At 62.7% G+C, this 22,478-nt stretch carries 20 protein-coding genes; 13 read left to right on the top strand and 7 right to left on the bottom strand.

Translation table 11 applies throughout. From position 1 onward, the window contains the following. The first annotated feature begins 65 nt into the window (after positions 1-65). Positions 66-1,355, top strand: coding sequence for a heavy-metal-associated domain-containing protein (locus tag LZ538_RS10980; protein WP_249832047.1), 1,290 nt, complete (start codon positions 66-68; stop codon positions 1,353-1,355). Beyond that, complete coding sequence (locus tag LZ538_RS10975) at positions 1,352-1,975, top strand: P-loop NTPase family protein (RefSeq protein WP_249832046.1); 624 nt, start codon at positions 1,352-1,354, stop codon at positions 1,973-1,975. Before LZ538_RS10980 ends, LZ538_RS10975 begins: the two co-directional genes overlap by 4 nt. Here LZ538_RS10975 and LZ538_RS10970 read toward each other — a convergent pair. Together LZ538_RS10970 and rnd are read right to left on the bottom strand one after the other, a co-directional pair. Further along, positions 1,972-2,268: an I78 family peptidase inhibitor gene (locus LZ538_RS10970; RefSeq protein WP_249832045.1), complete on the bottom strand. Its 297-nt coding sequence runs from the start codon at positions 2,266-2,268 to the stop codon at positions 1,972-1,974. The two genes, LZ538_RS10975 and LZ538_RS10970, sit on opposite strands and share 4 nt — an antisense overlap. After that, a complete protein-coding gene (gene rnd / locus LZ538_RS10965) occupies positions 2,261-3,454 on the bottom strand; it encodes a ribonuclease D (protein ID WP_249832217.1) in 1,194 nt (397 codons plus the stop codon). Before rnd ends, LZ538_RS10970 begins: the two co-directional genes overlap by 8 nt. A 117-nt stretch (positions 3,455-3,571) precedes the next feature. Here rnd and aspS point away from each other — a divergent pair, with 117 nt between their 5' ends. After that, a complete protein-coding gene (gene aspS, locus LZ538_RS10960; RefSeq protein WP_249832044.1) occupies positions 3,572-5,347 on the top strand; it encodes an aspartate--tRNA ligase in 1,776 nt (591 codons plus the stop codon). A 97-nt stretch (positions 5,348-5,444) separates the two neighbouring features. Further along, a complete protein-coding gene (locus tag LZ538_RS10955) occupies positions 5,445-6,179 on the top strand; it encodes a polyphosphate kinase 2 family protein (RefSeq protein ID WP_249832043.1) in 735 nt (244 codons plus the stop codon). Here the strand turns inward: LZ538_RS10955 and greB are convergent. Continuing rightward, positions 6,176-6,661 (bottom strand): transcription elongation factor GreB, encoded by a 486-nt coding sequence (gene greB, locus LZ538_RS10950; protein WP_249832042.1) that lies wholly within the window; start codon positions 6,659-6,661, stop codon positions 6,176-6,178. The genes LZ538_RS10955 and greB overlap by 4 nt on opposite strands. 12 nt (positions 6,662-6,673) lie before the next feature. Then, complete coding sequence (locus tag LZ538_RS10945; RefSeq protein WP_249832041.1) at positions 6,674-8,644, bottom strand: lytic transglycosylase domain-containing protein; 1,971 nt, start codon at positions 8,642-8,644, stop codon at positions 6,674-6,676. A gap of 80 nt (positions 8,645-8,724) precedes the next feature. Here LZ538_RS10945 and dapA point away from each other — a divergent pair, with 80 nt between their 5' ends. The 6 genes from dapA to LZ538_RS10915 all read left to right on the top strand — a co-directional run bounded on the left by dapA (position 8,725) and on the right by LZ538_RS10915 (position 15,828). Continuing rightward, positions 8,725-9,600: a 4-hydroxy-tetrahydrodipicolinate synthase gene (gene dapA / locus LZ538_RS10940; protein ID WP_249832040.1), complete on the top strand. Its 876-nt coding sequence runs from the start codon at positions 8,725-8,727 to the stop codon at positions 9,598-9,600. A gap of 6 nt (positions 9,601-9,606) precedes the next feature. After that, positions 9,607-10,089 (top strand): SsrA-binding protein SmpB, encoded by a 483-nt coding sequence (smpB, locus tag LZ538_RS10935; RefSeq protein ID WP_249832039.1) that lies wholly within the window; start codon positions 9,607-9,609, stop codon positions 10,087-10,089. Positions 10,090-10,186: 97 nt separating this feature from the next. Next, positions 10,187-12,256, top strand: a complete 2,070-nt coding sequence (locus tag LZ538_RS10930) for a M13 family metallopeptidase (RefSeq protein ID WP_249832038.1) — start codon at positions 10,187-10,189, stop codon at positions 12,254-12,256. Positions 12,257-12,269: 13 nt separating this feature from the next. Beyond that, complete coding sequence (locus tag LZ538_RS10925) at positions 12,270-14,651, top strand: hybrid sensor histidine kinase/response regulator (RefSeq protein WP_430741975.1); 2,382 nt, start codon at positions 12,270-12,272, stop codon at positions 14,649-14,651. A gap of 40 nt (positions 14,652-14,691) precedes the next feature. Further along, positions 14,692-15,048, top strand: a complete 357-nt coding sequence (locus tag LZ538_RS10920) for a response regulator (protein WP_249832037.1) — start codon at positions 14,692-14,694, stop codon at positions 15,046-15,048. Positions 15,049-15,081: 33 nt separating this feature from the next. Continuing rightward, positions 15,082-15,828 carry an alpha/beta hydrolase gene (locus tag LZ538_RS10915; RefSeq protein WP_249832036.1) on the top strand — a complete coding sequence of 249 codons (747 nt, stop codon included), beginning with the start codon at positions 15,082-15,084 and terminating at the stop codon, positions 15,826-15,828. On the opposite strand, the gene LZ538_RS10910 is transcribed toward LZ538_RS10915, so the two are convergent. Further along, positions 15,822-16,145 carry a hypothetical protein gene (locus LZ538_RS10910; RefSeq protein ID WP_249832035.1) on the bottom strand — a complete coding sequence of 108 codons (324 nt, stop codon included), beginning with the start codon at positions 16,143-16,145 and terminating at the stop codon, positions 15,822-15,824. The genes LZ538_RS10915 and LZ538_RS10910 overlap by 7 nt on opposite strands. A gap of 290 nt (positions 16,146-16,435) precedes the next feature. Here LZ538_RS10910 and clpX point away from each other — a divergent pair, with 290 nt between their 5' ends. Then, positions 16,436-17,701 (top strand): ATP-dependent Clp protease ATP-binding subunit ClpX, encoded by a 1,266-nt coding sequence (clpX, locus tag LZ538_RS10905; protein WP_249832034.1) that lies wholly within the window; start codon positions 16,436-16,438, stop codon positions 17,699-17,701. Positions 17,702-17,726: 25 nt separating this feature from the next. Further along, positions 17,727-18,254 (top strand): CPBP family glutamic-type intramembrane protease, encoded by a 528-nt coding sequence (locus tag LZ538_RS10900; RefSeq protein WP_249832033.1) that lies wholly within the window; start codon positions 17,727-17,729, stop codon positions 18,252-18,254. Positions 18,255-18,257: 3 nt separating this feature from the next. On the opposite strand, the gene LZ538_RS10895 is transcribed toward LZ538_RS10900, so the two are convergent. Continuing rightward, positions 18,258-19,682, bottom strand: a complete 1,425-nt coding sequence (locus LZ538_RS10895; RefSeq protein ID WP_249832032.1) for a L,D-transpeptidase family protein — start codon at positions 19,680-19,682, stop codon at positions 18,258-18,260. Positions 19,683-19,748: 66 nt separating this feature from the next. After that, on the bottom strand, positions 19,749-19,958 hold the full coding sequence (locus LZ538_RS10890; RefSeq protein ID WP_249832031.1) for a hypothetical protein: 210 nt from the start codon (positions 19,956-19,958) through the stop codon (positions 19,749-19,751). Positions 19,959-20,051: 93 nt separating this feature from the next. On the opposite strand from LZ538_RS10890, the gene lon reads away from it, so the two are divergent. Next, positions 20,052-22,451, top strand: coding sequence for an endopeptidase La (gene lon / locus LZ538_RS10885; RefSeq protein ID WP_249832030.1), 2,400 nt, complete (start codon positions 20,052-20,054; stop codon positions 22,449-22,451). Positions 22,452-22,478 lie beyond the last annotated feature (27 nt).

The following is a 22,478-nucleotide window of genomic DNA, read 5'->3' as shown; positions in this document are numbered from 1 at the left end:
TGAACGCGCGCACTAGAGACAAGCCGCTTGGATTTCCACGCCGTTGTCGCCAAAAGGCGCAGCGAATGCTCCGCCGCCGACTTGCCGTCTCTCTTCTGCTCTTGCTCCTGACGCTCGGTCTTGCCGGCGCGCTGTACGCTCAGCTCGAGACGGCGGATCGCGGCATTCTGCCGATCGACAGCTCGGGAACGCTCGAAATCACCGGCATCCATGTCGATGTGGGCGGACCGGATGCCCAATCGGCCCGCTTCGCCGGCTGGCGGGTCGCTCAGCGACAAGGTTTCCGCATGCTGTACGCAAAGATGCGCGGCGTACCCCCGCAAGAGGCCCCGAACCTGCCGGACGCCACGCTCGATGACATCGTGAGCTCGATCAATGTCGAGCGTGAGCAGATCGGTCCCAACCGCTACATCGCGGATCTGGGCATATTGTTCGATCGCGCGCGGGCAGCGCAGTACCTCGGCGTCGAAGGCGGCGAAGTGCAGCGTTCCGTTCCGATGCTGCTTATCCCGATCACGGTGACCGCCGGGACTTCGACGAGCGTGGAGCTAAGGAATGCGTGGCAGCGGGCCTGGGCGCAGTTCCGCACGTCCCAGAGCCCGATCGATTACGTTCGAGTGAGCGGCCTTGGTGCCGATCCGATGTTGGTCAACGCTTCCCAAACGATCCGGCCCGGACGAGGCTGGTGGCGCAACATCATCGATTATTATGGCGCCGCCGATATCCTCGTCGCGGAGGTGCAGGTTCAGCGGCTCTATCCGGGCGGACCGGCTCGCGCGCGGTTCATCGCCCGTCACGGTCCCGACAATGAGATTGTTGGAGGATTCACCCTGACGGCCGCAAACAGCGATGCCTTGCCTCAGATGATGGCCGAAGGCGTGCGGCGCATGGATGAGCTTTTCGGCAATGCGCTCGCTGCCGGCATGCTCGTGCGCGATTCGTCGCTCGATCTTCCTCCGCCCCCAGTGCTCGAGCTTCCGTTGGAAGCGCCGGTCGCGGCAGTCGCGGCGCCGGCCAATGCCTATCAGGTGCAGATCAGCGGCGACGTGAACATGTACAATTTCGCCATGGCCCACCTTCGGACCCTGCCGGGGATCGAATCGGCCACGCCGCAGCAGATCAATCCGGGTGGCACGAGCTACGTGCTGGTCTCATACCGCGGGGGCATTTCCAGCCTGGCTGCCGCGCTGAGCGCCCGTGGGTGGGTCGCGGAGGCATCTGGAACGGTGGTTCGGGTACGCTCCGGTTCCGAAAAGCCGCCGCCGATTCCGCAGCCGCCCGCGCCACAAGCGCCGCCTCCGTCCACACCGGCGCAGCCGCCGCCCGCGTCGAACCAGGTTTCCGGGGCCGAATGAACCGCGGTCACGACCAGATCGCGCTCCCGCTCGACTGGCCGCAAAGCGAAGGCGACGCCCGCTTCATCGTCAGCGAAGCGAATCGGGAGGCCTTCGAGCACTTTCGCAAGTGGAGCCTTTGGCCGGTCAAATCGACGATCCTGATCGGTCCAAGGCGTTCCGGCCGTACGTTATTGGCGCGCACCTTTGCCGAAAGGGTAGGTGGTCGGCTGTTCGACGAGGCCGAGCAGCGAGACGAAGAAGAGCTGTTCCATGCGTGGAACCAGGCGCAGGACAGCGGGCATCCTTTGGTGATGGTCGCGGATCAAGCGCCGCCGGCATGGTCGCCGCGACTGCCTGATCTGAAGACGCGGCTCGCAGTTACGCCGGTCGCGCGCATAGATCATCCCGACGACATGCTCTTCTCGGGGCTGATCCAGCTTTTCTTCGCCGATCGGGGTCTACATGTGCCGGCCGATGCGTTGCGCTTCATGAGCGAGCGTCTCCATCGCGACTATTGGACTGCCGAACGCGCCGTTGAGGCCGTGGACCGATTCGCGATCGCCGAACGCGCCAGGCTCAGCCTACCTACAATCCGCCGCGCGCTGATCGAGAATAGTATGATTGGCGAGGCGGCTTAGCCGCAGGTCGCCGAAGCCACCCGGTTTTGCTGATCCAGGCGGACGGTCAGGCGCATTGGGCTGAAGTCCATCATGATGACGGCACCAAAAGGAACCCAACGCAGCTTGCTCGCGTGCGATGCCGCCAACATTCGCGCACCGAGATCGGCGCTTGCCGGCTGACCGACGAAGGAATCCAGAGCGGTCGACGTACAGGCCGAGCCCGGCGGCAGCTGATCCAGTCCTGGGTTCTTATTCTCGCTGGCGGCGCAGCTGGCGAGCAACAAGGGCGCCAAAAGCAACCAGTTACGCATGGACGCGCTCCTCACGCTTCTCGCTGACAACCCGGCTCATTTTCAGCTTTCCATTCTCGATGGCGAAGGCCAGCCGGCCTTCAACGAGGTCGAGGGCATCCTTGCCGAACTGCTCGTAGCGCCAGCCACTGAGGATGCTGAGGTTCTTCCGAACTCCCGCCGCCAGAGCCTCGAGATCGTCGGAGCGCGCGATGAGCCGTGCGGCAACTCCACTCTCCTTGGCGCGGATCTTGAGCAGCAGCTTCAAAAGGTCGCTGACAAGCGCGGCGTCCTTCGTGAGGCCAGGACGGCGCGGCTCGCGGTCGGGCATCTCACCTTGATCGAGCGGCGTCGCGCCTTCGATGGCGGTCATCAGGCGAGCTCCGATGTCGTTCGTTTTCCATCCGGCGGAAAGTCCGCGGATCCGGCTGAGATCGTCCTGTGACTTTGGCGGGTGAAGCACGATTTCACTAAGCGTGTCGTCCTTGACTATCCGGCCGCGGGGCAGGTTCTTGGAACGGGCTTCGGTCTCCCGCCATGCGGCGACGACTTTGAGCCGGCCCAGCACGACCGGATTGCGGCTCGGCAGCTTGAGGCGCTTCCAGGCGTCTTCCGGAGGAAAAGCGAACGTCGAAGGATCGGCGAGGCGCTCCATCTCCTCATCGAGCCAGGCGCCCCGGCCAGTCTTCTTCAGCTTTTCGACCATGCGCGGGAACACCGTGGCCAGATGGGTCACGTCCGCGATCGCATAGTCGATCTGGCGCTTGTCCAGAGGTCTGCGGCCCCAGTCGGTAAACCGAGCTCCCTTGTCTAAGCTATGTCCGAGCAGGCTTTCGATCAGGTTGGAATATCCCACCTGCTCGCCATGGCCGAGCGCCATTGCCGCGATCTGTGTGTCGAACAAAGGGTGCGGCACCTTGCCCGTCAGGTTGTGGATGATCTCCAGATCCTGACCGCCCGCATGAAAGACTTTCAGCACGTCCTCATTCTTCACGAACAAGTCGAGCAGGGGCTTCAGATCGATGTCGGCCTTGGGATCGATAGCCGCAGCTTCATCGCTGCTCGCAACCTGAATGAGGCACAGATCGGGCCAGTAGGTATTCTCGCGCATGAACTCGGTGTCCACGGCGACGAACGGGTGCTGCGAAAGACGGTCGACGAGGGCCTTGAGGTCCTCGGACTTGGTAATCAACGGGTGGATACGCATGTTCTTGTAAAGGCCCATAGCCCCGCCCTCGCGGGTTGACAAAAAGCTTCTCGCCAGTGAAGCGCGGCGCGCGCTTTTCCAGCCATTTTCCGAATTACAGAGAGCACAAGCTTCATCATGCACGCCTATCGCACCCACACCTGCGCCGAACTGCGCCAAAGCAATGTTGGCGAGACGGTCCGCCTGTCCGGTTGGGTCCATCGCAAGCGCGACCATGGCGGCGTGCTGTTCATCGATCTGAGGGATCATTACGGAATCACGCAGGTCGTGGCTGATACCGACAGCCCCGCGCTTCCCGTGCTCGATCGCCTTCGCGTCGAATCGGTCGTCACCATCGAAGGCAATGTGAAGGCGCGCGCCGAGGGCACGACCAACGCCAACCTCTCGACCGGCGAGATCGAGGTCTTCGCGAAAAGCGTGACGGTCCAGTCTGAAGCCGCTGAGCTGCCGATGCCGGTAGCCGGCGAGGCCGACTATCCCGAGGAAATCAGGCTCAAATATCGCTACCTGGATCTTCGCCGGGAGCAGGTGCACCGCAACATTATCCTGCGCTCGTCGGTGATCAGCTCGATCCGGCGGCGCATGATCGACCAGGGCTTCACCGAATTCCAGACGCCGATCCTTACGGCGAGTTCGCCGGAAGGCGCCCGCGACTACCTCGTTCCAAGCCGCGTGCATCCGGGCAAATTCTATGCGCTTCCGCAGGCGCCGCAGATGTTCAAGCAGCTGATCATGGTCGCGGGCTTCGATCGCTACTTCCAGATAGCGCCTTGCTTCCGCGACGAGGACGCCCGGGCAGACCGCAGCCCCGGCGAATTCTATCAGCTTGATTTCGAGATGAGCTTCGTCACGCAGGACGACGTCTTCAACGCGATCGAGCCAGTGCTGTCGGGCGTCTTTCAGGAGTTTGCCGACGGCCGCTCGGTGACGCCTGCCGGCGAATATCCCCGTATTCCGTACAAGGAAGCGCTGCTGAAATATGGCTCGGACAAGCCGGACCTTCGCAACCCGCTGCTCATCACCGACGTCTCGGACCATTTCAAAGGATCCGGATTCGGACTCTTCGCCGGGCTCGTTGAGAAGGGCGCCGTCGTTCGCGCCGTTCCTGCACCCGGCACCGCCGAGAAGAGCCGCAAGTTCTTCGACGACATGAACGAGTGGGCAAGGAGCGAGGGCTTCGCCGGTCTGGGCTATGCGACCCGCAAGGGCGGCGAGTGGGGCGGGCCGATCGCCAAGAACCACGGCGAAGACGGCATGAACCGCATTGCGGAAGCCATGGCTCTCGGGCCCGATGACGGCATCTTCTTCGCGGCGGGCAAGGAAGAGGATGCGGCCAAATTAGCAGGCGCCGCTCGAGCTCGTGTCGGCGAACAGCTGGACCTGATCGAGAAGGGCTCGTTCCGCTTCTGCTGGATCGTCGACTTCCCCATGTTCGAATATAACGACGAGCAGAAGAAGATCGACTTCTCCCACAATCCTTTTTCGATGCCGCAAGGCGAGATGGAAGCGCTGACGACGAAAGACCCGCTCGATATCCTCGCGTGGCAATATGACATCGTCTGCAATGGGGTCGAGCTGAGTTCGGGCGCCATCCGAAACCACCGCCCGGACATCATGTACAAGGCGTTCGAGATCGCCGGCTACACGCGGGACGAGGTCGACACGAACTTCTCGGGCATGATCAACGCCTTCAAGTTCGGCGCTCCGCCGCACGGCGGCTCCGCGCCGGGCATCGACCGCATCGTCATGCTGCTGGCGGACGAGCCGAACATCCGGGAGGTTATCCTCTTCCCGATGAACCAGAAGGCCGAGGACCTGATGATGAACGCTCCTGCAGAGGTCTATCCGAAGCAGCTGAAGGAGCTCCACATCAAGATCGTCCACCCGAGTTGAGCCCACTGAGTGGCGCACGCGCCACATCTGACCCATTTCGGCACGCGATTCCGAAGCGCGATTGTCGCGATTCAGCCCCTTGGCTAGATGTAGCCGGGTGGGGGTTCGCACACCGATTGCCAAAGACGGCGACCATGTCTCGGCGCTTGCCGCGCTGCGGGAGCATTTGTTCGAGCTTCAGCAGCCCCAGATCGCGCACGGCCGCAGAGCGATAATCCTGTTCGAAGGCCCCCAGGGCGCCGGGAAGAAGTTTGCGCTCAGGCAGCTCGCTGCGGCGTTCGATCCCTGTCACTACGCAGTGCACTGCACGACCTACGATCGTCGCGAAGCCGCCGAAGGACATTGGCTGGCCCGCTTCTGGCGCCAGCTTCCCGTCGCGGGGAATACCGCCATCTTCTTCCGGAGCTGGTATCGCCGCGTCCTGGAGGATCGCATCCTCGGTCGCGTCGACGAGCAGTCGATCGCTCGCGCCTTCGATGAGATCAACGAGTTCGAAGCGCAGCAGCGCGACTACGGCACCTTGATCGTAAAGCTCTATTTCGACGTCGGAGCGGACGAGCAAAAGGCACGCCTGGATGAACGCGCCGAGCACCCATGGGCCCGAATGCGGCGCGGGGATGAGGCAGTAAGCGTGGGAGAGGTGGCCTATGGTCACGCCCTCGATGAGTTGCGCGCCAATTCCGACACGCGCTGGTCGCCCTGGCGGATGATCGATGCCAATGATGAAAAGGCGGCCTCGATCGCGGCCTTGTCCGCGATCGCCGATGCGTGGGCCGAGGCGATGCCGTCAGAGCCTCCGCATGTGATCGACGCTTCGGGCCGCGCCGCCTAGGCGGGATAGGCGATCCGCAAGACCTCGTAGCTCTTTTCACCGGATGGCAGGCGGACGATCCTTTCGTCACCGACTTTCGCCCCGATGAGGGCCCGCGCGAGCGGAGCGCTCCAGCCGATCTTCCCAGACGAGGCGTCGGCCTCATCGTCGCCTACCAACGTCAGCTGTCGGCGATTGTCGTCTTCGTCGGCCAGCTCGACGGTCGCGCCGAAGCGCACCTGATCTCTCGACTCTTGCGCGGAGGGGTCAACTACCTTTGCCGTCTTCATGACCTTGCCGAGGTAGGCGAGCCTCCTGTCGATCTCGCGAAGACGCTTGCGCCCGTAGATGTAATCGCCATTTTCCGAGCGGTCGCCGTTGGCGGCTGCCCAGGCGATTGTCTCAACGAGCTTCGGCCTCTCGATTCCGAATAGCTCGTCATATTCGGCGCGGACGCGCGCGAAGCCCTGCGGAGTAATGAAGCGCGGCCGCGAATCGCTCATAGTTAGGAAGTATCAGCCTGGTCGGCTCTTCCCCAGATAGCGAGATACGTGGAAAGCTTGCTGCTGCTGCGAGGTGGAGCGCAGCGAATCGTAGACCACGCTGTTCTCGATGACCCGCTGCACATACGCCTTGGTCTCGACGTAGGGGATCGCCTCTATCCACTTGAGGACGTCGACGCCGCCGCGCGGATCGCCATAAGCGTTCACCCATTTGCGGACATTGCCGTAGCCCGCATTGTAGCTGGCGACCGCAAGGGGAACGTTTCCGTCCCACATGTTCAGCATGCGGCGGAAGTAGGCCGAGCCGAGCATCACGTTGTAATTGGCGTCCGTATAAAGCCGCGTCCCGTCGTAGCCGACGCCCATCTTCCCGGCTTGTTCGCGGGCGGTTCCTGGCATCAGCTGCATCATGCCGCGCGCGCCGGCGTGACTGATTGCGTATGGATCGAAGGAGCTTTCCTGGCGCGAAATCCCGTGAGCGAGCGACCACAGATCGCCCGACACCTGCGCGGGCAGGCTTGGGAACGCCTGACGGACGTAGAACATCGACCCCTTGATCCTTGCCGAGCGCGCAACCCAGACGGCGAGATCAGGTCGCGAAATCTGCTGTCCAAGCTCCACAGCGAGGGCACGTTCGGCGTCGTTATCCAGAGACTCCGACAGCGCTCTGACGAATTGCGCCCGCTCCGTCGCATTGCCCCGTTGCGCGATCATGCGCGTCGCTTGGACGAGCCGCCCGTTGTAGAAAGCCGCGCGCTGCGCCGGCGTCGATGTATAGCTCGCCACCGCTTGCTGCGGCGGAGTGACCGATCGACCGAGCCGCTCGAGCGCGAGCTGGCCGTAGAAAAGCTCAGGATAGGACGCGGCTCGCTGAAAATAGCCGTTGGCGTCCTGGATGCGGTGCGCGGCGAGCGCTGCGCGACCCGACCAATAATAGCCCTTGGTCTGCACCTGGAGGGAGCGGCCGGCGCGCGCATAGCGGTCGAACATCGCGATGGCGCCGGGATAATTACCCGTACGGTCGAGTGCGACGGATCCGGCAAGCCAGGCCAGGCTGGTGTAATTGTCGCGGACGCCCAGCGATTGATCCGGAACAAGGGCACCAACCGGCAGCACGTCGTCGAGCTGACGAGCGATATTGTACGCCGCCTGCCATTGCCTCGCCTGCGCAGCTTCGTTCGCGAGAACAAGAAGCATGTCGTAGAAGCGCTCGGGGTCTGACGGCCTGTAGGTGAAATTGTGGGATCGTGCAGCCAAGTCCCGAGCAGCCCCAGTATAGCCCTTGCCGCGCAGATACCGCGCACGGTCCATCATCAGGCCCGCGTCGTTGGTCACCGTCCCGATCACCGTTGAATAAAGCGCGTCTGCGTTGGCCGCACCCGAGAGCATCGCCACGCGTGCAGCGAAGGCAGCGCGCCGTCCCGGGCTAGTCATCGGCACAAAACGCGCCGCGTCCTGTGCGTCCTTGGCGAACAGCAAGGCATCTGTTCGGCGATCGTGGTCAGCGTACGTGAAACTGCTTCCGTACCGCGACCAGATCGCCTGTTCGTCGGTCGCGCTGAGGTCGTCGGATGCCCAGGCTTCCCGTGCCGCCTGTAGCGCCTCGGTCATGCGGGCGCTCGCCGCATAGGCGTCCGCGAGCCGCGCCCATCCATTGCCGGCCGCCGGTTTATCATTGGCGAAAAAGGCGATGACCGTGGGGCCATTCTCTCCGGGCTGCATCGCGCGCTCCGCCCAGCGGCGCAGCTTGGTCTCTTCAGGCCAATCGGGGTTGAAGATCAGGAAATGCGCATAGTCTGAGAATCGATAGCCGCTGCTCTGCCGCAAGTTGCGCCACTCGCTCAGCGAATTCGCGATTGCTGGAGCGGCATAAACCTGGGCTGGGGCGGGGCTTGGCGGCGCCGCCGAATATTGCGCCGAGCTAGACGCGGAGATCGCCAGGAGAAGCGGAGGTATCACAGCAACGCGCCACATGCTGGACATCGTCCGCCCCCGCTCCTTATCAGGCAATGAACGCAGCCTGGGTTGTCCACAGAAAAACGCCTCATCGAGGAGATAAGTTCATGTTTTCCGGCTCGATTCCGGCGCTGGTGACGCCATTTTCAGGCGGCCGTGTCGCGGAGGACACATTTCGCGAGCTCGTCGAATGGCAAATCTCCGATGGCAGCAATGCGCTGGTGCCCTGTGGAACCACTGGAGAAAGCGCGACGATGAGCGCGGCCGAGCAGCGCCGGGTCATTGAGCTGACGGTTGAGGTTTCGGGAGGGCGTGCGCCGGTGATCGCCGGTTGCGGTAGCAACAATGTCGACCACGCGATCGAATATCTTCATGCGGCCAAGGAGGTCGGTGCAGACGCGGCGCTGATCGTGATGGGATATTACAATCGGCCGAGCCAGGCCGGTATGATCGCGGCGTTCAAGGCGTTGTCGCAGGCATCGGCGCTGCCGATCATCGTCTACAATATTCCCGGGCGGGCCGTGGTCGATATTTCGGTCGAGACACTCGCAGAGATCGCGAAGCTGCCGAATATCGTCGGAGTGAAGGACGCTACCGGCAATCTCGGCAGGGTTACTGCGCAGCGCCTCGCTTGCGGACAGGGTTTCGTTCAGCTTAGCGGCAACGACGAGACTGCACTTGCCTTCAATGCAATGGGCGGTGTCGGCTGCATCTCCGTGACTGCCAACGTCGCACCCAAGCTCTGCTCCCAATTCCAGGCAGCTATGAGGGAGGGTCGCTGGGACGAGGCGCTCAATCTTCAGGACAAGCTCTATCCTCTGCACACCGCCTTGTTCACCGACGCATCTCCAGGCCCGGTGAAATATGCGCTGTCGCGGGTTCGGCCAGGATTCCCCACTGACGTGCGCCTGCCGCTCGTTGGACCGTCGGAAGCGTCGCGCAGCGCCGTCGACGCCGCGCTGGAGCATGCCGGCCTGGCATAAACCGCGATGACGAAACCGCTCCCAGCTCCCTTCGATAAAGCAAAGGTCGTGGCCGAGAACCGGCGCGCACGCTTCGACTATTTCATCGAGGACCGGTTTGAGGCGGGCATCCAGCTTTCAGGCACGGAAGTGAAGTCGCTTCGCCATGGCGAAGGGTCGATTGCGGAGAGCTACGCTGCCGTCGAAGGCGACGAAATCTGGCTGATCAACAGCCATATCCCTGAGTATAGCCACGGCAACCGATTGAATCATGAGCCGCGCCGCCCGCGAAAGCTCCTCCTCAAAGCCCGGGAGATCGGCAGGCTCAACGGGGCTGTGACCCGACAGGGGCTCACGCTGGTTCCGCTGTCGATCTATTTCAACAGCCGCGGCCGCGCAAAGGTCGAACTCGCGCTCGCTCGCGGCAAAAAAGTGCATGACAAGCGCGAGACCGTGAAGGAACGGGATTGGAAGCGCGAGCAGCAGCGGTTGCTGAGGCGCAGCGCATGACCGTTCGTCGGCTTCTCACGGCGCCTTGTCGGTTGCTTCTGGCAACCGATTGCGCTCCGGTGCTGTCGCATGGAAGAGATTCGTGGAGGGTGACTAAATGACTAAATTGATTGTTGTTTTGGCTGCAACGACGGCTCTTGCCGGCTGCGCTACGGCGCCCGCGGAGGTTCCGCCGCCGCCTGTTCAGGCCGAAACCGTTCCACCCGTGGCTCCGGTGCCCGAGAGCCCGAAGCCGCAATATGGAACTTACGGGTTCGACACCGGCGGCATGGATCGCAGCTTTGCGCCCGGGGACAATTTCTATCAGTTCGCAAACGGCACTTGGGCGAAGAGCACGCCGATCCCGGCCGACAAGTCCAACTACGGTTCGTTCAATATCCTCGATGACCTGTCGCGCGAGCGCACTCGCGGGCTGATCGAGGAGCAATCGAAGGATCCCAACAGCAAGATCGGCGCCGCCTATGCCAGCTTCATGGACCAGGCGGCGATCGATGCGAAGGGGCTTGCGCCGTTCGAGCCCTGGCTCAACCAGGTTCGCGGGCTTCAGTCGAAGAATGACTTGGCGAGCCTTTATGCGGAAGCGGATCGGCTCGGAATCAGCGGGCCGGTTGGCGTCTTCATCGGGCAGGACGACAAGGCGCCCGACAATTATTCTCCGACGATGTTCCAGGCCGGAATCGGAATGCCGGACCGCGATTATTATCTCTCGAAGGACGCCAAGCTCGCGGAGACGCGCGCCAAGTATCTTCAGCATTTGACGAACATGCTGAATCTGGCTGGGGAGAAGAACGCGGCGGCGCGGGCCAAGGCTATTCTCTATTTCGAGACCGGGATCGCGCGCGTTCACTGGACAAAGACCGATAGTCGCGACGCGAACAAGACCTACAACAAGATGACGGTCGCGCAGCTCGACAAGATGGCGCGGGGCTATGATTTCGGCGCGTTCCTGAAGGGCGCCGGCATCAACGAGAACAATGTCATCGTCGCGCAGCCAAGCGCCTTCAAGGGCATCGCGGCTCTCATCGGCAAGACGCCGGTCCAGGTTCTCAAGGATCAGCTGCTCGTAAGGTCGCTGGATACTTATTCCGATTACCTGCCGCAGTCTTTCGACAATGAAAGCTTTTCCTTCTTCGGGACGGCTCTCTCAGGCACGCCTCAGCAGGAGGACCGTTGGAAGAGGGCTGTCACTTTCACCACGAACACACTCGGGGATGACGTCAGTAGGCTTTACGTCGCGAAATACTTCCCGCCCGAGACCAAGGCCGCAGCAGATGAGCTCGTTCGCAACGTCATCGCGGCGATGGACCGTCGTATCGACCAGCTCGAGTGGATGGCGCCGGAGACGAAGGTGAAGGCGCACGCGAAGCTCGCCGCCTTCACGCCGAAGATCGGATATCCCTCGCAATGGCGCGACATGAGCGGTCTGCAGGTCGACCGCAACGACGTGCTCGGCAATGCGATGCGGTCGGCGCGCTTCGAGCACGAATACCAGATCGGCAAGCTTGGCGGCGCGATCCGGCGCTGGGAGTGGGGAATGACCCCCATGGAAATCAACGCCTACGCCAATTTCGGGATGGTCGAGATCGTCTTCCCGGCTGCGATCCTTCAGCCGCCATTCTTCGATCCGAACGCCGACCCGGCCGTGAATTACGGCGGCATCGGTGCGGTGATCGGCCACGAGCTCAGCCACCACTTCGACGACCAGGGCGCCAAATATGACTCGAAGGGCCAACTGATCGACTGGTGGACGCCGGGCGATACGAAGGCGTTCACCGCGCGCCTCGACAAGCTCGAGCAGCAGTATAATGCCTATGAGCCGCTTCCGGGCCTTCATGTGAACGGCAAGCTGACCATGGGTGAGAACGTCGCCGATCTCGCCGGCCTGACCGTTGCCCATGATGCATACATCGCTTCGCTCGGTGGAAAGGAACCACCGGTGATCGACGGGACGACGGGCGATCAGCGTTTCTACTACGGATGGGCGCAGGTGTGGCGCCGTAACTATCGTGAGCCGAACCTCCGGCAGCGGCTCCTGACCGACCCGCACTCGCCCTCGGAGCAGCGCGCGAGCATCGTCCGTAATATGGACCCGTGGTACAACGCATTTGGCGTGCAGGCGGGGCAAAAGCTGTACCTCGCCCCTGCGGATCGCGTGCGAATCTGGTAACAGTCGTTTCCTGATGTTGCAGCCGGCGCTCCCTTCACTCGATACCGCCGCACCGGCGGGATGGGAGCGCTGGCTGATCCCGGCCATCCTGATGGCCGCAGGGATTTCCCTTGGTCTCGTGATCCTGTTGATTGGCTTTCCGCTGATCGCAGCCGGCGCGGTAATTCTGGGCGTTGCGGCCGCCGGTGTCGCGTTGGCGAGGCCTTCGGCTCCGGTCCTAGGCGGCGCAGAGCTCGCCGTAGGCCCGGACTACGCCTTGGTCGGGTCAGCGCTAGGCCTTTTGAAGGAACCCGCCGCGCTGACCAGTCCGGAAGGCTCCCTGCTGATAGCCAATGCGGCATATCGCGAGCGATTTGGAGCAACAAAACAACCGCTCCTACTTGCGACCGATGATGACGGGCGTGAAGCTTTGGCTGTCGCAAGGAACATGGCCTGGCGCGACGGCGGCGGCTGCGTCGCAGGAGTCGCGACGAGCTCCGGCACCTGTCCCGTTGAGGTCGAGCGCGTGGGGTCGACCGGTGAGTTGCTCCTATGGCGTTTTCCCCAGCCGACTGCTGCCGTCGATCCGTTGAGCGTCGCTGTGAGACAGGCACAGGGCCTGGAGGGCGAGCGACTGTCGGCCGCGGGCGTGCTTGCCGCTGTAGTCGACAATGAGGGCGTGGTCCTCGGCGCCAATCGATTGTTCTTCGGCAGGGCGATGGAGGGCGAACAGCGCCGGGAGGCGATCTTCGCCCATCTTGTGCAGCGCGCTGGCGACCAGCAGGTCCGCCTCACCATCGAAGGCGAACATGCGCAGCCCCTTCGACTGGTCCACTTGCCCCTCGATGGGGTCCCGGAAAGTGGAGCGGGCATGTTCATCCTGTTTGAAAACCAGGATGGCCCTACCAACCAGTCCACTAACCTTCAGGCCCTCCTCGACGTATTGCCGGTCGGACTGGCGCTGGTAGACCGGGACGGACGCTTCCTGACCATGAACCAGGCCTTCAGTCAGGCCGCGGGGGTGAAGGGCAATTCGCTCCCGGTCTATCCCGGGGACCTCGTCGTCAAGGAAGACAAGGCCGCGGTAGCCGATGCTGTACGCCGTAATGCTCGCGGTCCGGCCATGTCGGGAGACCTCGCAGTCCGTCTCTCTCGGCAGGCATCGGAGCCGGTTGCGCTGACCATCGCCGGCCTTCGCGGGCTAGGTGAAGCTTCGGTCCTGCTTCTCCTGAAAGACAATAGCGAGGAAGCGAAGCTCAAGCGGCAGGTCGCGCAAGCAACCAAGATGCAGGTGGTCGGTCAGCTCGCCGGGGGTGTCGCGCACGACTTCAACAACATCCTCACGGCGATCATCGGCCACTGCGACCTCATGCTGATGCGTCATACTCCCGGCGACAGCGATTATGATGACATCCAGCAGATCAAGTCGAACTCAAACCGCGCTGCCGGCCTGACGCGTCAGCTTCTCGCCTTTTCCAGGCAGCAGACGCTCCGGCCACAAGTCGTGCAGCTTCCGGACGTCGTCTCCGAAGTCTCGCATCTGTTGAAGCGGTTGCTTGGGGAAACGGTCGAGCTGGTCGTCAAGCACGGCCGCAACCTCGGCCCCGTGCGGGCCGACCCTGGCCAGCTCGAACAGGTCATCATCAACCTCGCCGTAAACGCGCGCGACGCCATGGAAGGGAAAGGGCGAGGCACGCTCACCATCCAGACCTATTCGGTAAAGGCAAACCAGGTGGCGGAGCTCGGCTCCGACATTCTTCCCGTCGACGACTACACTGCGCTTTCCGTCACGGACACGGGCTGCGGAATTGCGCCGAGCGTGCTCGGCAAGATCTTCGAGCCTTTCTTCACAACCAAGGAAGTGGGGAAGGGCACGGGGCTGGGACTGTCGACCGTATACGGAATCGTGAAGCAGTCCGGCGGATTCATCTTCGCCGATTCGAAAGTCGGCGATGGCACTCGTTTCGTGATCTATCTGCCGGTCCACCACGAGGAAGAGTCCGCCGCCAAATCACGGCAAACATCCAAGGACAAAGAGAGCGAGCTGTGGGGCAGCGGCACCGTCCTGCTGGTGGAGGACGAGCCTATGGTTCGGGCCGTGGCCGAGCGAGCGCTGACGCGTCACGGCTACAAGGTCATCACCGCCGAGAATGGCGAGGGAGCACTCGAAGTCCTGGAAGGCGGGGAACAGATCGACCTTCTTATCAGCGATGTTGTGATGCCCGGCATGGATGGTCCGACGATGGTCGCCGAGGCGCGCAAGAGCTGGCCGGAGCTGAAGATATTGTTCATGTCGGGTTATGCGGAGGAGCAGCTCCGGAACTCGATCGACGTCGATAATGTGAGCTTTCTGCCCAAGCCGTTTTCGGTGCAGGAACTCGCTGAGGCGGCGAAACGAACCCTTACGGCGAAATAGGCTCTTTCCTCGTTCGCATTGCGCAACTATCTCCCATCCGATGGCTGAGGGGCGTTCAATCCTCATTGTCGAGGACGAACCGTTGATCGCGATGATGCTCGAGGATTTCCTCGGGTCGCTCGGTCACACTGTTCGCAATACCTGCGACAATGTCCGCTGCGCGCTCGACGAGGTCGAGAAGGGCGGCTTCGATCTCGCGATTCTGGACGTGAACCTGAAGGGCGAGAATGTCTGGCCGGTAGCAACGCGCCTGCGCGAGAAGAACGTCCCGTTCGTGATCGCGACCGGCGGGCATGTCGATCCGCCTCCGCCCGAGTTCGACGACGCGCCAGTCATTGAAAAGCCCTACACCGTGGATCGTGTCACTCCGGCCATCGACGCGGCTTTCGCGCGCTAATTACCTGCGCAGCCCCTCCCAATCGTGCTTTCAATGTTTGATTTCCAGGACAGCCTGATCTTTCCGACGCATGCGGTGCCGAAGGCCGGGCCGTTACCTCGCGACGCAGAACGGCTTGCACTTGAGATCGATGGTCACAAGCTGTCCGGAGTATATATTCCGCCTGAACGGGCGCCCAGCGGAGCGCCCGACCTGATCCTCGGCTTCGGCGGGAATGCTTGGAACGCGCAGGACGTCGCGGAATATCTGCACGAAGTCCTCCCGGACCACGGGGTCGCGGCATTCCACTATCGCGGGTACAGGCCGTCCACGGGTTCGCCCTCGGCAGACACGCTCATCGCGGACGCTCCGCTTCTCTATGACTTTGCGGTCGAACGGCTGAAGCCCCGTCGCATCATCGCCGTGGGATTCAGCATTGGCACGGGCGTAGCGGCCCAACTGGCCGCCCGGCGTCCGCTGGATGGCCTGGTGCTGGTCACACCGTTCGATTCGCTGAAGGCGGTCGCCCAGGGGATGTACCCTTGGCTCCCGATCGGTCCATTCTTCCGGCACGAGATCGACGCGGCGACGCCGCTTCGCGATGCCGAGGCGCTCGTCGCGATCATTGCAGGCGAACGCGACGAGCTCATCTCGGGCGAGCGTACGGACGCGCTGCGCCACCAGGTAAAGAACCTGGTCTTCGACCGCACCATCGCGGGCGCTGGCCACAACGACATTTACGCCCGATCCGATTTCCAACTAGCCATGCGGGAGGCCGTGGCCGCCGTCAGCGGTCAGTGAGTATCCGGGCCCCTGAAACACGCTATGTCATACTGCGACACGGATGCCGTGTTCTTGTTGTTGATGCCGTCCCGATTGCCCGCATAATGGTCGCCCGAGATGCTGTCCTCCTGGAATGGCGATCCAGGACCGGGCTCACGGCCTGACTGGCTGGGCGGGGTGCCGCCTTCGTCGCATTCCAGGCCATCCGGGACCTGGTCGCCAACTTGCTGACCTGTTTGATGGTGGGGCGAAATGCTTCCAGGCGCCGGCTGGGCACCTATGGCCGGCCCGAGCGCAAATGCGCTGGCGCCAATCAACGTGACGATTTTCCTCATGGTGGAGCTCCTTTTGGCCCCCTGTACGCTTACGCAACGGGGAAGGTCGGCTTCCGGTGGTTAAACGCCTGGCCGGAGAGCCACGTTCCTCGCCCTATCTTGGGACATGGTAAGGTTACCGCGACGCCAGAGTCCCTTGCTACTCGTCCCAACGCCATCCATATTCCTGAAACTAAAGGAGCAATCTTTCGCGGGGCGGCGTTAAGACTCCGGCAGAGTTGATTGTGGCATAAAGCGGGCTAGCATGCCCATGAGAGACGGTCGTTAAAGGCCGGGATGCAAGGACACGAATGACCAAGCTTTCAGGCGGCGATAGCAAAAGCACACTTTACTGCTCGTTCTGCGGCAAGTCGCAGCACGAAGTCCGCAAGCTCATCGCCGGCCCGACCGTGTTCATCTGCGATGAATGCGTCGAACTCTGCAACGACATCATCCGTGAAGAGTCCAAGTCCGCGCTCGTCAAGACGCGGGACGGCGTTCCGACTCCCTCCGAGATCTGCAAGGTCCTCGACGATTATGTAATCGGCCAGGATCGGGCCAAGCGCGTTCTCTCGGTCGCCGTTCACAATCACTACAAGCGCCTTGCCCACGGATCGAAAACGGGCAACGAGGTCGAGCTCGCCAAGTCCAACATCCTGCTGATCGGGCCGACGGGCTGCGGCAAGACATTGCTTGCGCAGACCCTCGCGCGCATTCTCGACGTGCCCTTCACCATGGCTGACGCAACGACGCTGACCGAGGCGGGCTACGTCGGCGAGGACGTCGAGAACATCATCCTGAAGCTGCTGCAAGCCTCCGACTACAATGTCGAGAAGGCGCAGCGGGGCATCGTCTACATCGACGAGATCGACAAGATCAGCCGTAAGTCGGACAATCCGTCCATCACGCGCGACGTTTCGGGCGAGGGCGTCCAGCAGGCGTTGCTGAAGCTGATGGAAGGAACGACCGCGAGTGTTCCTCCGCAAGGTGGGCGCAAGCACCCGCAACAGGAATTCCTGCAGGTCGATACGACGAACATCCTGTTCATCTGCGGCGGCGCCTTCGCGGGCCTCGAGAAGATCATCGACGACCGCATGCAAGGCAAGTCGATGGGCTTCGGTGCGCATGTTGCCGCTCCGGAAGAGCGCAAGACGGGCGAGACGCTGAAGCATTGCGAGCCTGAGGATCTGCTGAAGTTCGGCCTGATCCCCGAGTTCATCGGCCGCCTGCCGGTGATCGCCACGCTGATGGACCTGGACGAAGAAGCGCTCGTCAAGATTCTCGTCGAGCCGAAGAACGCGCTGGTGAAGCAATATGCGAAGCTGTTCGACATGGAAGACGTCGAGCTCGAGTTCACCGACGACGCCCTCCATTCTGTTGCGAAGAAGGCGATCGATCGGAAGACGGGGGCTCGCGGCCTTCGTTCCATTCTCGAAGGAATCCTCCTCGACACGATGTTCGACCTGCCGTCGATGGATGGCGTCGACGAAGTTCACATCGACAAGGACGTGGTCGAAGGCCGCAAGGAACCTGTCCGGGTCTATGCGGCCAAGGACAAGGCCGGCGACGCCGCCTGACCTGCCGGAACAACTGACAAGCTAAATGGACGAGACTGCGCGCTCGCTGCAGGCTGCACAGTGGACGGCGCCGGTGAGTTTCCTTCCACCGGCCGTGCGCGAGCCCCGGCGCTTGTGGCTGTCGATCGTGATCGGTTGGCTGACTGCATTCCTGCCGAGCTTGCTTATCGGCGCGCTGGTCACGCACCTGTTCCCGCAATCGGCGCAACCGCAGCTTCCGGTTTCGAATTGGCTGGGCGTGTTCCTCATGGTGGTGTTCGCGCCGGTGACCGAGACCCTGATCATGGCCAGCGTGCTCGCGATCCTGTTGCGCTTCGTGCCGCCGACTGTCGCAGTCGTGATCAGCGCGATCGGCTGGGGCGTCGCTCATTCCATGGCTGCACCGGCCTGGGGCCTCGTGATCTGGTGGCCGTTCTTCGTATTCTCTACGTTGTTTGTGGCGTGGCGGCGCCATTCGTTGGCCGCGGCCATCCTCGTTCCGGCCTCAGCCCATGCGCTGCAGAACCTGCTGCCCGCTCTGCTCCTGTTCTACGGAGCCGGAACGGCGATCTGACGATCAGCCGCCGACGCCGGCCACCATTCGCGATCCGAACCGCTCCATGAGATGGGCATCCCGGCCATAGGGGTCGGCAAGGAACTGAATCCCCGATGCTGTGGGCTGTACCGTCAAATAGGTCATGTAAACCGGCACCGGCGCAGGGAGGTTTACTTCTTCCTCGACCTTCGGATTGCCGCCTTTCGGCACGTAGCCGCCGAACAGCCAGCTCGCGAACCGCTTGTAATCCTCGACGCGAACGCAGCCGTTGCTGATCCAGAGCTCGTTTTTGGTGAAGTGCTCCTTTTCCGGCGAATCGTGGAGATAGATGCCGAAATAGTTGGGCAGCATAAACTTCATCATGCCCATCGAGTTCGCCGGACTGGGCAGGCGGCGCAGGCGCACCTCCTGCTGTCCGTCCACCACGGCCCGCCAGTCGATGCTGCTCGGGTCGAGCACCTTGGCGTCCTCTCCGTAGCTCGACAGGACCTGATATTCGCGCTCGGTCAGGTAGCTGATGCCTTGGGAGACGATGCGCGGGCCGATGAGATTCCTCACCAACTCGGGCGGCACGTTCCAGTAAGGGTTGACGCTGGCGTAGCGGATATAGGCCGCCATCATGGGGGTTGCGGTCTCGGCCTTGCCGACGACCACCTTCATCTCGTCGACCTTCCGGCCGTTCTCCCAAAGCGACAATCGCGCACCGCCGGAGTCGACGATCGCATATTTCCGCTGCTCTTCGGGCGCCGGGAGCCGCTTCGCCCGCTCCATGTTGATGATGATCAGCTGCTCGTAATAACGAGCGCCGCGGTTGAGCGCATCGATCGTGCCCGCGCCGGCTACGCCGTCCGCTTTGAGGCCATGAACGGCCTGGAATTCCTTGACCGCGCTTCCCAGAGCGGCGTCGAAACTGCCTCCGGGGGCCAGGCCGAGCCGCTCGCGCAGCATGGAGACGCGGTCACCGGTTACGCCCGCCTTGAGGGTAGGCCCCGACGGGATCGTGGTTTGAGGCAGGTCGCCCCAGCGCTGCTGGTAGCGCATCAATCCGCGACGAAGGTCGGTGTAGATCGGGTTCACCGAGGTGAAGAGGTCTACTGGCGCGCCGCTCCAGTCGTCGAACGACATGTTGTGCAGCAGGGCAGGGTCCTGCACCGCGCGAGGAACGAGCTCCTCGTCGATGTAGATCATGTCCACGCCCTGTTCGATCGCCGGCGGCAGATCGATGGGTTCGAGCGCGGGGGACCGGGACTTCGACGCGGCGGTCCGGCCCCACGGCTGGGGCGCCTGAACGCCCGGAGGGGGCGCCATCCACGGCTCCGCGCGTACGGATGGCGCTGGCATGGGCATCGGGGCGGGCGGCATCGGCGGGTAGGGCATGCCGTATTGGGCTGCCGCGGCTCCGGGCAGTGCGAGGGCGCCAAGCGCAAGCAAAACAGAAGGTTTCATCACCATCCCTAGATAGTGACCGAAACTGAACGGCAACGGAATCAGCGATTAACGCTAGCGCGTAATTTATTCACCTTCGAGCGGAAGCGTGTCCCGCTCGGTCCGTATTCCGAGCGCCTCGGCGGCCTTCTCGACCTGCTCGTCGGTTGGCGGCTGCGGAAGCTCCTCGCCGGGCGCCAGCGCGTCATCCGGAATGCCCGGACCGGTCCCTGCGATATTCTCGTCGATGGCGCGCTCGTTCGGTCCGTTGCTGATTTTCTCTCGATCGTCGGTCATTTGCGCCTCCCTTTTGCGGATCAAGCGAGCAGGCGAGCGCGAATGTTCCCGACTTTGTTGCGGAGGACCGAGGCGGCGCCCATATACTCGCTCATGACTCGTTTTCTCCCGATCCTCCCGCTCCGCGATATTGTCGTTTTCCCCCACCGGATCGTTCCGTTGTTCGTTGGCCGCGAGAAGTCGGTTGCCGCGCTCGAGGCTGCAATGGCCGCCGACAAGGAGCTCTTCCTCGTCGCGCAGCTCGATCCGGGCGAGGACGACCCCGATCGGGACGCACTTTACGATCTCGGCGTCATCGCGACTGCAATGCAGCTCCTGAAGCTGCCGGACGGCACGGTTCGCGTGCTTGTCGAAGGCGTGAAGAGGGCGCGGCTGGTCAATCTCCTGCCCCGCGACGGCTATGTCGTGGCGGAGATCGAGGACGTGGACGAGGAAGCAGCGGCCGGGCCCGAGGGCCAGGCGCTCATGCGCTCCGTGCTCGATCAGTTCGAGAATTACGCGAAGCTCAACAAGCGGCTCCCTCCCGAGACGGGCATTCAGCTTGCTGAGATCGACGATCCTTCGGCGCTCGCCGATGCCGTAGCCTCGAACCTGTCGATCAAGGTGTCCGACAAGCAGGCCCTGCTTGGCGAATTGAACCCTGCGCGCCGGCTGGAGATGGTCTTCGCCTTCATGGAGGGTGAGCTCGGCGTACTCCAGGTCGAGAAGAAGATCCGTAGCCGGGTCAAGCGCCAGATGGAGAAGACGCAGCGCGAATATTATTTGAATGAGCAGCTGAAGGCGATCCAGCGGGAGCTTGGGAACGAAGGCGAGGAAGGCGGCGACGAGCTCCACGAGCTGGCCGAGAAGATCCGCAAGACCCGCCTGTCCAAGGAAGCCCGCGTCAGGGCCACGGCCGAGCTAAAGAAGCTGAAGGCGATGGCGCCGATGTCCGCCGAAGCTACGGTGGCGCGCAACTATCTCGACGTTCTCCTTGCGCTGCCCTGGGGCAAGAAGTCGAAGCTGAAGAAGGACATCGCCGAGGCGCAGCGCGTCCTCGACGAGGACCATTACGGACTCGAGAAGGTCAAGGAGCGCATCGTCGAGTATCTCGCGGTGCAGGCCCGCACAAACAAGCTCAAGGGACCGATCCTGTGCCTCGTGGGGCCGCCCGGCGTTGGCAAGACCTCGCTGGGTCGCTCCATCGCGCGCGCGACGGGTCGCGAGTTCGTTCGCCAATCGCTGGGCGGTGTGCGCGACGAGGCCGAAATCCGCGGCCACCGGCGCACTTATATCGGTTCGCTTCCGGGCAAGATCATCTCGAACCTGAAGAAAGCGGGCATGTCGAACCCGCTGTTCCTTCTCGATGAGATCGACAAGCTCGGCCAGGACTTCCGCGGCGATCCGTCCTCGGCGCTCCTGGAAGTGCTGGATCCGGAGCAGAACAGCCGGTTCCAGGACCATTATCTCGAGCTCGATTACGATTTGTCGGACGTGATGTTCGTCACGACCGCCAACTCGCTCGACATGCCGCAGCCCTTGCTCGATCGCATGGAGATCATCCGGCTCGAGGGGTACACGGAGGACGAGAAGGTCGAGATTGCCAAGCGCCACCTGATCCCGAAGCAGATGGATGCCCACGGCTTGAAACCCGGCGAGCTGACCTTCGCCGACGGCGGCCTTCGCGCGATGATCCGGCATTATACTCGGGAAGCGGGCGTTCGTACGCTCGAGCGAGAACTTGCAAAGGTGGCTCGTAAGTCGCTTCGCCAGATCCTCGAAGCAAAGATCGAGAAGGTAGAGCTCACCGCAGAGAATCTCGGCGAGTTCCTCGGTGTCAGGAAATTTCGGTACGGCATGGGCGAAGAAGAGGACCAGATCGGTGCGGTCACCGGTCTCGCCTGGACCGAGGTCGGTGGCGAATTGCTCACGATCGAGGCCGTGACGGTACCTGGGAAGGGCCAGATCAAGACCACCGGCAAGCTCGGCGAGGTCATGCAGGAGTCCATCCAGGCAGCGATGAGCTTCGTGAAGGCGCGCGCTCCCGCCTATGGCGTCAAACCGTCGATCTTCGCCCGCAAGGACATTCACGTCCACCTGCCCGAAGGCGCTGTACCCAAGGACGGGCCGTCCGCGGGCATTGGCATGGTGACCGCCATGATCTCGACGCTGACCGGCATCGCGGTGCGGCGGGATATCGCAATGACCGGCGAGGTGACGCTGCGCGGCCGCGTGCTTCCAATCGGTGGACTGAAGGAGAAGCTGCTGGCGGCCCTTCGCGGCGGCATCCAGACCGTCCTGATCCCTATCGAGAATGAGAAGGATCTTGCCGAGATTCCCGTCACGGTGAAGGAAAGCCTGGAAATCGTCCCGGTTTCGCATGTCGATGAAGTGCTGGCTCGGGCTCTGGTCGAGCCGGTCCGAGCAATCGAGTGGACCGATGCCGACGAGCATGCGGCCGAACCGCCCGTCCATTCACCGGGCGCGGAGACCGGTACGGCCATTCGTCACTAAGGCGCTAACCCTTTCCTTTGACTCACC

It is taken from the genome of Sphingomonas hankyongi (assembly GCF_023516575.1).
Lineage (GTDB): Bacteria > Pseudomonadota > Alphaproteobacteria > Sphingomonadales > Sphingomonadaceae > Sphingomicrobium > Sphingomicrobium hankyongi.
This window is presented reverse-complemented; position numbering and strand designations above follow the sequence as displayed.

Coding starts and splice junctions, on each gene's coding strand:
- LZ538_RS10980 (WP_249832047.1), top strand. CDS start 66: ATGCTCCGCCGCCGACTTGCCGTCTCTCTTCTGCTCTTGCTCCTGACG.
- LZ538_RS10975 (WP_249832046.1), top strand. CDS start 1,352: ATGAACCGCGGTCACGACCAGATCGCGCTCCCGCTCGACTGGCCGCAA.
- LZ538_RS10970 (WP_249832045.1), bottom strand. CDS start 2,268: ATGCGTAACTGGTTGCTTTTGGCGCCCTTGTTGCTCGCCAGCTGCGCC.
- rnd (WP_249832217.1), bottom strand. CDS start 3,454: ATGCGTATCCACCCGTTGATTACCAAGTCCGAGGACCTCAAGGCCCTC.
- aspS (WP_249832044.1), top strand. CDS start 3,572: ATGCACGCCTATCGCACCCACACCTGCGCCGAACTGCGCCAAAGCAAT.
- greB (WP_249832042.1), bottom strand. CDS start 6,661: ATGAGCGATTCGCGGCCGCGCTTCATTACTCCGCAGGGCTTCGCGCGC.
- LZ538_RS10945 (WP_249832041.1), bottom strand. CDS start 8,644: ATGTCCAGCATGTGGCGCGTTGCTGTGATACCTCCGCTTCTCCTGGCG.
- dapA (WP_249832040.1), top strand. CDS start 8,725: ATGTTTTCCGGCTCGATTCCGGCGCTGGTGACGCCATTTTCAGGCGGC.
- smpB (WP_249832039.1), top strand. CDS start 9,607: ATGACGAAACCGCTCCCAGCTCCCTTCGATAAAGCAAAGGTCGTGGCC.
- LZ538_RS10930 (WP_249832038.1), top strand. CDS start 10,187: ATGACTAAATTGATTGTTGTTTTGGCTGCAACGACGGCTCTTGCCGGC.
- LZ538_RS10925 (WP_430741975.1), top strand. CDS start 12,270: ATGTTGCAGCCGGCGCTCCCTTCACTCGATACCGCCGCACCGGCGGGA.
- LZ538_RS10920 (WP_249832037.1), top strand. CDS start 14,692: ATGGCTGAGGGGCGTTCAATCCTCATTGTCGAGGACGAACCGTTGATC.
- LZ538_RS10915 (WP_249832036.1), top strand. CDS start 15,082: ATGTTTGATTTCCAGGACAGCCTGATCTTTCCGACGCATGCGGTGCCG.
- LZ538_RS10910 (WP_249832035.1), bottom strand. CDS start 16,145: ATGAGGAAAATCGTCACGTTGATTGGCGCCAGCGCATTTGCGCTCGGG.
- clpX (WP_249832034.1), top strand. CDS start 16,436: ATGACCAAGCTTTCAGGCGGCGATAGCAAAAGCACACTTTACTGCTCG.
- LZ538_RS10900 (WP_249832033.1), top strand. CDS start 17,727: ATGGACGAGACTGCGCGCTCGCTGCAGGCTGCACAGTGGACGGCGCCG.
- LZ538_RS10895 (WP_249832032.1), bottom strand. CDS start 19,682: ATGAAACCTTCTGTTTTGCTTGCGCTTGGCGCCCTCGCACTGCCCGGA.
- LZ538_RS10890 (WP_249832031.1), bottom strand. CDS start 19,958: ATGACCGACGATCGAGAGAAAATCAGCAACGGACCGAACGAGCGCGCC.
- lon (WP_249832030.1), top strand. CDS start 20,052: ATGACTCGTTTTCTCCCGATCCTCCCGCTCCGCGATATTGTCGTTTTC.